9 protein-coding genes are annotated in these 11,851 nt (G+C 46.0%); 5 read left to right on the plus strand and 4 right to left on the minus strand.

What is annotated here, in order from left to right; genetic code table 11:
• Window positions 1–464: 464 nt before the first annotated feature.
• The gene (torD, locus tag ACZ5ZC_RS13150; protein ID WP_006742122.1) at window positions 465–1,112 is read right to left on the minus strand and encodes a molecular chaperone TorD; all 648 of its coding nucleotides are present in this window, start codon (window positions 1,110–1,112) and stop codon (window positions 465–467) included.
• Between the two features lie 266 nt (window positions 1,113–1,378).
• Between torD and torR the strand changes: the two genes are divergently transcribed.
• On the plus strand, window positions 1,379–2,089 hold the full coding sequence (gene torR / locus ACZ5ZC_RS13155) for a two-component system response regulator TorR (RefSeq protein WP_005390726.1): 711 nt from the start codon (window positions 1,379–1,381) through the stop codon (window positions 2,087–2,089).
• 72 nt (window positions 2,090–2,161) lie between these two features.
• On the opposite strand, the gene elyC is transcribed toward torR, so the two are convergent.
• Entirely contained in the window at window positions 2,162–2,947 is a 786-nt protein-coding gene (elyC, locus tag ACZ5ZC_RS13160; RefSeq protein WP_006742121.1) for an envelope biogenesis factor ElyC, read from the minus strand.
• A 114-nt stretch (window positions 2,948–3,061) separates the two neighbouring features.
• On the opposite strand from elyC, the gene cmoM reads away from it, so the two are divergent.
• From cmoM to mukB, 4 genes are read left to right on the plus strand one after another with little or no spacing between them, the layout of a single operon-like run.
• A complete protein-coding gene (gene cmoM / locus ACZ5ZC_RS13165; RefSeq protein WP_464931972.1) occupies window positions 3,062–3,853 on the plus strand; it encodes a tRNA uridine 5-oxyacetic acid(34) methyltransferase CmoM in 792 nt (263 codons plus the stop codon).
• 2 nt (window positions 3,854–3,855) lie between these two features.
• Complete coding sequence (gene mukF, locus ACZ5ZC_RS13170) at window positions 3,856–5,193, plus strand: chromosome partition protein MukF (protein ID WP_048626187.1); 1,338 nt, start codon at window positions 3,856–3,858, stop codon at window positions 5,191–5,193.
• On the plus strand, window positions 5,174–5,899 hold the full coding sequence (mukE, locus tag ACZ5ZC_RS13175; protein WP_005378379.1) for a chromosome partition protein MukE: 726 nt from the start codon (window positions 5,174–5,176) through the stop codon (window positions 5,897–5,899). Before mukF ends, mukE begins: the two co-directional genes overlap by 20 nt.
• A 2-nt stretch (window positions 5,900–5,901) precedes the next feature.
• A complete protein-coding gene (gene mukB, locus ACZ5ZC_RS13180) occupies window positions 5,902–10,365 on the plus strand; it encodes a chromosome partition protein MukB (RefSeq protein WP_464932138.1) in 4,464 nt (1,487 codons plus the stop codon).
• Between the two features lie 142 nt (window positions 10,366–10,507).
• On the opposite strand, the gene ACZ5ZC_RS13185 is transcribed toward mukB, so the two are convergent.
• Entirely contained in the window at window positions 10,508–10,660 is a 153-nt protein-coding gene (locus ACZ5ZC_RS13185; RefSeq protein WP_005390736.1) for a hypothetical protein, read from the minus strand.
• A 219-nt stretch (window positions 10,661–10,879) separates the two neighbouring features.
• Window positions 10,880–11,848 carry an alpha-L-glutamate ligase-like protein gene (locus tag ACZ5ZC_RS13190; protein WP_006742116.1) on the minus strand — a complete coding sequence of 323 codons (969 nt, stop codon included), beginning with the start codon at window positions 11,846–11,848 and terminating at the stop codon, window positions 10,880–10,882.
• Window positions 11,849–11,851: the final 3 nt, after the last annotated feature.

Raw genomic sequence — 11,851 nt, forward strand, 5'->3', positions numbered from 1 at the left:
AATGGTGTCCTGTATCGAGCTACTGAAATATGTCGTGTTGGATGTACCTGATGCTCTAATGGTTTACACCCAGCAATCTAAGGTTGGCGCTAAGTGTTTCGGCAGCGGTTGGTCCAAGCACGACAAAAGGGTACGTAGCAGCATCGGTCGATGAATTTTATCTTTTTTCTATCTGATGAGAAATTGCCATCAACCTGTTAAAAAACACAAAAACCGCTATATTTCAGCGGTTTACATATAAATCATATTTAATCGTTTGCGCTCACATTTTAGCCCTATGTGGACTGACTAGCAATGTTTTCAGCAAGAGATTTGTGTATTTGAAGTCACATTTTGACTGCTAAATAACCAAGCGTCTTTGAGCTAAGTTAAGGCAAACGAATAATATACCCAACTTACTTACATTCAGTTATTTCAGGTATACAGGAAGCCCGATAGGCGGGCTCCTTAAAAATAGGCGGCAATTATTCCCCAAGAAGGTAAGCGCTGTCTAGTTTACAAAATGCAACTAATAGTTTCGCGACGCTCGAGTAGAACCCAAATTCGTCGAATTGTTTACATTTGTCTGCAAACTGAGGTAGCCAAGACATCAACTGTTGCTGGATAAAGTCGTTTTGTTTAACGAAGGCTTCTTCCATGTGTTTTTCTTGCTCAAGTTCGTTTGAGCGGATAATCATGTTGCCGAGAAAGTCGAGTTCAACGGCTAAGTGGTCAGCAGGCTCTTTTAGATTTTCATCTACTTGAACGCCAAATTCTGCCATCAACTTTTCCATTTCCTCGGCTGGCTTGTCATTCAGCAAACCTGATTCACCGATGTACATCGATGCGTAAGGAAGAGCGCCGTATTTTTCTGTCTTCAAAAACAGTTCACAAAAGTCAGCAGCAAGCTCCAATTGAGCGTCTTCACGATCTTGCAATCGGTTTAGCGCATCAACGAGGCTATCAACGGCTGGTTTCAGTGACTCATTTTCACCTAAACCTGCTAGAAAACTGCGAATTTCAACACTGTGGTAGGCTTCCAGCTCTTTCTCTGTTAGCTCTTTTGCGAACAAGCTCGAAAACCACCAGTAAATTTCAGCGCGTTTTTCATTAAAAGCTTTCACTTCTTGCATCTTGGGCTCCTGAATGATGCTTCAAGTTGTGCATCACAAAGTCAATTAGGGATATCCCCTAAGTGTAATCAATTAAAATGAATAGCAGTAACTATAATTATTATGTTTTATGGTCAAAAATTAACGTTTATTAATGGCGATGGGTAAGCTTGTTTTGAATCAATAAAAACGCTAAATCTTGCTTTTTAATGTATCTATGACTAGAAATGTTACTAGTTATGAATAGAATACGTCTTGGATAATAAGAAGACAGAAAAGTGGTGTAAATGAGCTATCACGTATTAGTCGTAGAAGATGATGTTGTAACTCGTAGTAAGCTTGCGGGATATTTCCAAAATGAGGGTTACCAAGTCAGCGAAGCAGAGAGTGGCGCAGAAATGCGTGAGGTCCTGCAAGCGGGCGATGTAGACCTGATCATGCTGGATATCAACCTGCCGGGTGAAGACGGCCTGATGCTTACTCGTGAATTACGTAGCCAATCGGATATTGGTATCATATTAGTAACAGGACGCACGGATAGCATTGATAAAATCGTAGGCCTAGAAATGGGCGCTGACGATTATGTGACAAAACCTTTTGAACTGAGGGAATTGTTGGTTCGCGTTAAAAACTTGCTGTGGCGTATTTCAGCAGCGCGTAGCGGTAGCGCGAAAGCGAACGAAACCAGTGAAGAACATATTGTACGTTTTGGAGAGTGGACATTCGACATTCAACGTCGTGCGCTGAGCCGTAACGGCGAACCCGTAAAATTGACCAAAGCAGAATACGAACTTTTGGTGGCGTTATCGTCTTACCCTAACCAGGTGTTAAGTCGCGAGCGTATTTTGAATATGATCAGCCACCGAGTTGATGCTCCCAATGATCGTACTATTGATGTTCTTATTCGACGTATGCGCGCAAAAATGGAGTTTGATCCAAAGAACCCGCAAATTTTTGTGACGGTGCACGGCGAAGGCTATATGTTTGCTGGTGATTAAACTGAACAAACCTAAGTCTTAAAAAGAAAAAGGAGAGCTTCGGCTCTCCTTTTTTGTGGTTTCAATATAGTACTACTTTGCTTCAACCATTGGTGTTTGGCCGACAGTATCACGCAATCTTTGCCAAATGCTGCCCAAGTACTCATGCCAATAAAGCTCCGTTTGTTCTAAGTAACGCGCTTTAGGTGAGTATTTATCCCAAGGTTGACTGATTTCGCTAATAGCTAAGAAGTTGGTCGGGGCTGGGATTGGTTTAATGCCTGCTGCGTTGAACTCATACAATGCACGGCTCATGTGGCTCGCAGAAGTGACTAACACAATCTCCTTTTGTTGAACGAATGCAGCCGCTTGACGCGCCTCTTCCCACGTATCTTTCGCATCTTCTAATAAAATGATATCGGATTTCGCGACTCCCAACGCAAGGGCAACGTTCGCCATCATTCTCGCATGGCTAATTTCAGAACCGCCAGCATAGCCAGACAAAATTAATTTAGCACCTGGATACATTCTTAAAATACGAATGCCTTCAGTTAAGCGCATTAATGCTGCACGGCTTAACTGCGAGGTGGGTGGAATTTCGTCATCGATAACATGACCATTCCCTAAAACCATCACGTAGTCGATGGTGCCAGAAACTGGCAAAAAGGCTTTATGCTCTCGCTCTAATGGCATAAGAAGCTTGGTTGAAACAGGTTGGAAGGCAACAAGAAAAATGCCAACAAAAGAGAATAGAACAACGAAGCAGCCAGTTTTACGTTTTGTGGTAAAACTAATGAGAGCAAGACCCAACAAGCCTATCAGCAGCAATGCCGGAAGTGGCATAAGCAAGGCTGACACTACTTTTTTCAGCTCAAACATACATAAATAGTCCGAAAAAACATCAATTGATAATAAAAATGAGGGTACCCCTCTTTATTCCTGCTTTCCTTGTGCCAGAATAGCGGCACAATCCGTTATGATAACTCAGCAGAAGTGACAGAAGACCGCAATTTCGACGATATCGCCCACAAATTTGCAAAAAATATTTACGGCTCCGACAAAGGGGAGATCCGCCAAATCATTGTGTGGGAAGATTTTCTACAGATTCTAAGTGAATTAGATGCTGACCAGCAACCCCTAGAGGTGTTGGATGCAGGTGGTGGTTTGGCACAAATGTCGCAAAAGCTTGCTAAGCTCGGACATCGAATCGCTTTATGTGATCTATCTTCGGAAATGCTGCAGTTGGCTAAGCAGGATATTGAAAAAAACGGTTTGCTTGAGCAGTATCGCCTGATTCATTCGCCTGTCCAATCCATTGGTGAGCATATGGATGAACAGGTGGATCTTGTTATGTTTCACGCCGTCATGGAGTGGTTGGTCGATCCTAAGGCCGCACTTGAAACGGTACTAGAACAAGTAAAACCGGGAGGCATTGCATCAGTGATGTTCTATAACCACCATGGTTTAGTCTATAAAAACGTGGTTTGTGGCAACATTCCTCATATATTAGACGGCATGCCCCACCGAAAAAGATTTAAACTACAGCCGCAAAAAGGCTTAAAACCTGAAGAAGTCTACCAATGGATAGAAGATTCAGGCTTTAGTATTTGTGGCAAATCTGGTATCCGCTCATTTAGTGATTACATAGGCAATATGCAATACATGGGCGATTACGAGCTTGAAGATGTGTTGGCGCTAGAAAAACAACTTTGTCGACAAGAGCCATACCTCTCATTAGGCCGCTACATTCATGTGTGGGCTAAAAAGAACGATAAACAGGAATAACAATGAGTGAGATGACTCTCAATGCTGCAGAGCAACCAATCGATGAGTTGGTTGGCTGGGTTAAGCAGCACGATTTCTCGTTGAACCTGACCACAGAGCGATTGGCATTCTTAATAGCCATTGCCGTACTGAGTAATGAAAGGTTCGATGAAGAATTGGGTGAAGGTGAATTGCATGATGCGTTTGCCATCGTCACTCGATTATTTGATGAGACTGGCGAAGCATCCGCTTTTCGTGCGAACAACGCCATCAACGAGATGGTAAAGCAGCGCCTTATTAGCCGTTTTGTCAGTGAGATTACTGATGGAGCGAGCATTTACCGCTTGTCGCCTTTAGCGATAGGAATTACCGATTACTACGTGCGTCATCGTGAGTTCTCGAAACTGCGCCTTTCTATTCAACTGTCTATGGTGGCAGATGAAATGGCGAAAGCGATTGAGGCAGCACAAAAAGGTGGCACACCGGGCCACTGGAAGAAAAACGTATACGGAGTTTTAAAATATTCTGTAGGCGAAATCTTCGATCAAATCGATCTTAACCAACGTGTGATGGATGAGCAGCAGCAATCTGTAAAACAACAAATTGCCGATCTGCTAAATAAAGACTGGCGCGAAGCGATCAACAACTGTGAAGCGCTCCTATCAGAAACATCAAGCACGTTGCGTGAACTTCAAGATACGCTGCAAGCCGCCAGTGATGAACTGCAAACTCAGATCCTAGATATTCAAGAAATTGTTTACGGCGATCCTGAACTGGAGTTCATCGAAGAAGCGTTGTTTGGTCTGCAAATGAAGCTGGATCGAATCACAAGCTGGGGCCAGCAAGCGATTGACCTTTGGATTGGTTACGACCGACATGTGCACAAGTTCATCCGTACTGCAATTGATATGGATAAGAACCGTGCGTTTAGCTCGCGTCTACGTCAATCCGTCAAAGATTACTTCGATGCGCCTTGGTATCTGACTTATGCAGATGCGGAAAGGCTTTCTGACCTTCGTGATGAGGCGTTGGTGCTACGTGATGACGAAGTGACCGGCCAAGTTCCGATGGAAGTAGAGTATGAAGAATTTCAACAAGTCAATGATGAGTTGTCTGAACGAATTGGTGACATGCTAAAAGCGCATAAAGATCAAGGCACGCCAATCGACTTGAGTGTGGTATTGCGAGATTACCTTGCACAGCATCCTTACACTCATCATTTTGATTTAGCTCGCATTATTGTCGATCAAGCTGTGCGTCTAGGGTATTCAGAATCGGATTACCAAGCGATTCAACCAGACTGGAAAGCGATCAACGAATTTGGGGCAAAGGTACAAGCGAATGTCATCGACCGATACTAATGAATACATGTCAGAGAATCTGGCAAAAGCAATCTCTAACCCTCTGTTCCCAGCGCTAGACAGCATGCTACGAGCAGGGCGTCATATCTCAAGTGAAGATCTGGATAACCACGCGTTGTTATCGGACTTCGAACTTGAGCTTTCTTCTTTCTACCAGCGCTACAATACCGAATTGGTGAAAGCGCCAGAAGGTTTCTTCTACCTTCGTCCTCGTTCAACTTCTTTGATTGGCCGCAGTGTGCTTTCTGAGCTGGATATGCTGGTGGGTAAGGTACTGTGTTTCCTTTACCTAAGCCCAGAGCGTCTTGCGCACGAAGGCATCTTCACTAACCAAGAGTTGTACGACGAGCTACTTGCTCTGGCTGATGAAAACAAGCTGATGAAGCTAGTGACGAACCGTGCTACCGGTTCTGACCTTGATAAAGAAAAGCTGTTTGAAAAAGTACGTACGTCACTTCGTCGTCTGCGTCGTCTAGGCATGATCATCAACATCGGTGAAACCGGTAAATTCAGCATCAGTGAAGCGGTATTCCGCTTTGGTGCCGATGTACGTATTGGCGATGATATGCGTGAAGCGCAGCTACGTCTTATCCGTGATGGTGAAGCGGTAGTGCACACCAAAGAGCCAAGCCAAGGCAGCCTATTGTCTGAAGAAGATCAAGACGACCAAGCCCAAGAAGAAACAACAGAAGAGGGTGAAGCATGAGCATGATTGAACGCGGTAAATACCAATCGCTGACCATGGTCAACTGGAACGGCTTCTTTGCCCGTACGTTTGACATCGATGGTCTGGTCACCACGCTATCAGGTGGTAACGGTGCAGGTAAATCAACCACAATGGCGGCGTTCATCACCGCATTGATTCCTGACCAAACGCTACTGCACTTCCGTAACACGACAGAAGCGGGCAGCAGCCAATCGTCTCGCGATAAAGGTTTATACGGTAAGTTGCAGCCGGGCGCATGTTATGCGGCGCTAGATGTGGTGAACTCACGTAACCAACGCCTACTGTTTGCAGTAAAACTGCAGCAAGTTGCAGGTCGTGATAAGAAAGTAGACATCAAACCGTTTGTGATCCAAGGTCTTCCAAGCCATGTGAAACCAACGGATATCTTGGTTGAAAGCGTATCTGCGACTCAAGCTCGTGTACGTCAAATCAACGAAGTAAAAGAATCGATCGCGGAATTTGAAGGCGTTCAGTTCAAAGCGTTCTCTTCTATCGTGGATTACCACGCACAAATGTTTGAATTCGGTGTTATTCCGAAGAAACTGCGCAACTCTGGTGACCGCTCTAAATTCTACCGTCTGATCGAAGCATCGCTTTACGGTGGTATTTCAAGTGCGATTACGCGCTCGCTACGTGACTACCTTCTGCCACAAAACGGTGGTGTGAAGAAAGCGTTCCAAGATATGGAATCGGCGCTGCGTGAAAACCGCATGACGCTAGAAGCGATCAAAACTACGCAAGCAGACCGTGACTTGTTCAAGCACTTGATTACAGAGTCGACCAACTACGTGGCAGCAGACTATATGCGCCATGCCAACGAGCGTCGTAAAAAACTAGAACAGACACTGTCTTTGCGTTCAGAGTTATTTGGTTCTCGCGAGACCTTGATTGAGCAAAACAACCTGCTTAACCGCGTTCAAGAAGAGCTGGAACTGCTGATCGAATCAGAATCTTCTTTAGAGCAAGACTACCAAGCGGCTTCGGATCACTTGCAACTGGTGCAAAACGCGCTGCGTCAGCAAGAGAAGATCGAACGCTACCAAGAAGATCTTGAAGAGCTGAGCGAGCGTCTTGAAGAACAAATGATGGTAGTGGAAGAAGCGCAAGAACGCGTGATGATGGCTGAAGAGCAAGCGACCGTTGCAGAAGAAGAGGTGGACAGCCTTAAGACGCAACTTGCTGATTACCAGCAAGCTCTTGACGTTCAGCAAACTCGCGCGCTTCAATACCAACAAGCCGTTCAAGCGCTGGAGAAAGCGAAGCAGCTACTTGGTGATGACAGCCTAACGGCAGAATCCGCACAAGCGTTAGTGGCGGAGCTGAAAAACAAAGAGACAGAAAATACCAATACGTTGTTGTCTGTGAAACATAAGCTCGATATGTCATCAGCTGCGGCAGAGCAGTTTGATACTGCATTGAAGCTTGTACAGAGCATCGTTGGCCCTGTTGAGCGCAAAGAAGCCTCTGAGCACGCAAAATTGGCAATCGCTAAAGCTAGAGAATTACAGCAAATTGCACAAAACGAACAGCAATGGCGAGCGCAGCATCGCGATCTTGAGCGTAGCCTTAACCAGCAGCGTCAAGCACGTGAGCTGGTTGCTGAGTACAAAAAGCAATATCACGTCGAGCTAACCGATGAAGTTACGTTTGAACAAGAACGTGAACGTCATGCGATGCAAATCGAATCACTAGAGATAGCTCAAGAGGAAGTTCGTGATCAGCGTGGTGAACAGCGCCGTCTAGAGCAAAACGCGGCGGCAGAAATCAGTAAGTTTGAAGCGATAGCGCCAGCTTGGATTGCGGCGAACGATGCGCTAGAGAAACTGAGAGAGCAGAGCGGGGCAGACCTTGAGGGTCGCCATGCGGTAATGAACCACATGCAGGTTGTTCTTGAGCAAGAAAGGGCGCTGTCCTTAGCTAAAGATAAACTTGCTGAGCGTCGCAGTCAGCTTGACACTGAGATTGAACGTCTTGCTTCTCCTGGTGGTTCAAACGACCCTCGCCTGAAAGGTTTGGCTGATACTTTAGGCGGTGTATTACTGTCTGAGATCTACGATGACATCACGATTGATGATGCGCCTTACTTCAGTGCGATGTACGGTCCGGCTCGTCACGCTATCGTTGTTTCTGACCTGTCAGGTATCGAAGAGAAACTGGTAGAGCTAGACGACTGTCCAGAAGACTTGTACATCATTGAAGGTGACATCGATGCCTTTGATGACAGCTCGTTCGATGCAGAAGAGCTAGAAGGCGCGGTTTGTGTTCGCATGAACGACCGCCAAATGCGTTACTCTCGCTTGCCTGAGATCCCATTGTTTGGTCGTGCAGCACGTGAGCAGCGTCTTGAGTTGCTGCGTAACGAACGAGAAGAAGTGGTAGAGAAACACGCAAAAGCGGCGTTTGATTCTCAGAAAATGCAGCGTTTGTACCAAGCATTTAACCAATTTGTGTCTAACCATATTCAAGTTGCTTTTGACGCCGATCCAGAACAAGCACTCGCAACCATTCGTGATAAGCGTAACCAAATCGCTCGCGTGCTGGCGGATCTGGATGCAAAAGAGCAGCAGCAACGCTCTCAGCTTCAAACTAGTAAGCAAGCACTGTCTTCTCTGGACAAGTTATCATCACACATGGTGCTTGTTGAAGATGAATCATTGCAAGCGCGTTATGATGAGCTAGAAGAGAAAATCGCTCAGCTTGCAGAGGCGAAAAACTTCTCAAACAACCATGCAAAAGCCGTCGCGCAACTAGAGAATATTGCGTCTGCGCTTGATGCTGACCCAGAGCAATTTGATGCACTAGAAGCAGAATACAAAGCGGCAGATGAACAGTTACAAGATCTTAAGAAGCAAATCTTTGCACTCTCGGATCTGGTTGAACGTCGTCACTACTTCGCTTACTCAGACTCGGTTGATCTTCTGAACAAAAGTAGCGAACTGAGTGAGCAGCTAAAAGCGAAGTTGGTTCAAGCTGAACAGACTCGTACTCGTTCTCGTGAAGAGTTGAAGCAAGCACAAGGACAAATGAACCAATACAACCAAGTATTGGCGTCTTTGAAGAGTTCGCATCAAGCGAAGCAAGAAACCGTACAAGAGTTCAAACAAGAGCTGCAAGAGTATGGCGTAAATGCCGATGAAGGCGCGGAAGAGCGTGCAATGCGCCGTCGTGACGAGCTGCAAGAACGCTTACATACTTCACGTAGCCGTAAGAGTGAATACGAGCGCACGATAACGTCGACCGAGCTTGAGATGAAAGGCTTGGCGAAACGTCTGAAGAAAGTGCAGAAAGAATACGCAGAGCTGCGCAAATTTGTCGTTGCAGCGAAAGCGGGTTGGTGTTCAGTACTTCGCTTAGCGCGTGAAAACGATGTTGAGCGTCGTCTACACAAACGTGAACTGGCGTATATGTCGGCAGATGAATTGCGTTCCATGTCGGATAAATCATTGGGTGCGCTGCGTCTTGCTGTTGCAAACAATGATGACTTGCGTGATGCACTCCGTTTGTCTGAAGACAACGCTCGCCCAGAGCGTAAAGTTCTGTTCTACATTGCTGTTTACCAACACCTTCGTGAGCGTATTCGTCAGGACATCATCCGCACCGATGACCCAGTAGAAGCGATCGAAGAGATGGAAGTGGAACTGGCGCGTCTAACGGAAGAGCTAACGCAACGTGAAAACCGCCTAGCGATCAGCTCTGAGTCGGTAGCGAGCATCATCAAGAAGACGATTCAGCGTGAGCAAAACCGTATTCGTATGCTGAACCAAGGCTTGTCGAACATCTCGTTCGGTCAGGTCAAGGGCGTACGTCTAAACGTGAAAATTCGTGAAAGTCACGAAGTGTTACTGAACGGTCTAGCGACACAACAAGAGCAGCATAAAGATCTGTTCGAATCGACTCGCTTTACCTTCTCTGAAGCAATGGCGAAACTGTTCCAACGTGTGAACCCACATATCGATATGGGTCAACGTTCTCCTCAGGTTCTGGGTGAAGAGCTACTGGATTACCGTAACTACCTAGAGCTAAGTGTAGAAGTGAACCGTGGTACAGATGGTTGGCTACAGGCTGAGTCTGGCGCGCTATCAACAGGTGAAGCGATCGGTACTGGTCAGTCAATCCTTCTGATGGTTGTTCAAAGCTGGGAAGAAGAATCTCGTCGTCTACGCAGCAAAGACATTGTGCCTTGTCGTCTGCTCTTCTTGGATGAAGCTGCGCGTCTGGATGCGAAATCGATCGCGACATTGTTCGAATTGTGTGACCGTCTGGATATGCAGCTTCTTATCGCGGCACCAGAAAACATCAGCCCAGAGAAAGGGACTACCTACAAGTTGGTGCGTAAGGTGTTTAAAGACCATGAGCACGTACACGTAGTTGGTCTACGTGGTTTTGGTCAAACGGATAAGCCTAAGACCGAAGCGCAAGAGATGATCGAAGAGTTTGAATCGTAAACTCTGAATCTAGCAAAACGCCCGCAATGAACGCGGGCGTTTTTGTATTTGTTAGCGGGAGGCTTCAAAGCGTATAAAATAAGCCGAGACTGTAGGACGACAGTCTCGGCTTATTAATAGAACTTAGCGGGGAGGCTAAGTTTTATTCCTCTGAAATATCGTCTCTGATATCGATCATTTCAGCAAGCTCTTCAAGTGCTTGGACAGAAAGCTCAGACAAGCGTTGTAAATGCTGGTCTAAGCTCTCTTGTTCTTCAAGCTCTGGTTCATCGTTATCTGTTTCTTTTGTTAGCATTTCTCAACCTCTCAAGTTGAGTAAGGGGAGACCTCATCATACTCAAAAGTTAAAGGAGAAAAGAAACGATCTATGTTGATTCTGTTAGCTCGATCATTGATTCAAGTTATAGGTGAGATGGGTTTGTTTAATAAGATTAGTAGGTAGACGGTTTTGGAAACGGATATAAAAACGCCAGCAATCCGAACAATTACTGGCGAATGGTATTGCGATTGGCGATTAGAACTGTGGTTTTACCCCAAACTGCTCTGCTGCGTAGGCGACACGTTCAATCGGCTTTGGATACTCGGCAGGTGTGCCGAGGCTCTCTATGTGTTTCAAACGAGGAAGCAAGCCTGCACCATTGGCGATTTGGATTGCCAAGCCAGGACGAGCGTTGAGCTCTAAAACCATAGGTCCTTCTTCTTTATCTAACACCATATCCGTGCCCATGTACCCTAACCCTGTCATCTCCCACGCACTAGACGCAAGCTCAAGCAAGCGCTCCCAGTGCGGGACTTGGAGGGTAGAAAGGTCTTTGCCTGTATCCGGATGGTGGGTGACTGGATGGTCGAATTGCACCGCTCGGATTGCTTTACCTGTGGCGATATCAATGCCCACGCCCACAGCGCCTTGGTGGAGGTTTGCTTTACCGTCCGACGCCGCCGTAGAACAGCGCATCATTGCCATAACAGGGTAGCCTTTAAATACGATGATTCGAACATCAGGCACACCTTCATAACTGAAGCCATCGAAACAATCATCAAACTTAATCAGGTTCTCAACGACTGCGACGTCGTTTTTACCACCAAGAGAGAAAAGGCCAGCAAGCGCATTACTGATATGACGTTCAACTTCGTCCTTACCAATTGTAGAGCCGGAAGGTTTGGTATAGACCCCATCTTTATGCGAGGTAATAACCAAAATACCCTTACCACCACTACCTTGAGCGGGCTTGATAACAAAACCAGGCCAATCTTGCACCATTCTATGGATTGTCTTTACTTCTGCTTGGTTATGAATAACGCCGATCAGGGCAGGGACTGTCGCCCCTGCTGCCTGCGCAATAATTTTAGTCTTGAGCTTGTCATCAACTAATGGGTATTTAGAACGATCATTGTAACGGCCGATATAACTGTGGTTACGTTTGTTCATCCCCATAATGCCTTTATGGCGAAGCTTAGCTGGCGAAGTAAAACTTTCGAACATCGT

It is taken from the genome of Vibrio sp. JCM 18905, from assembly GCF_055393305.1.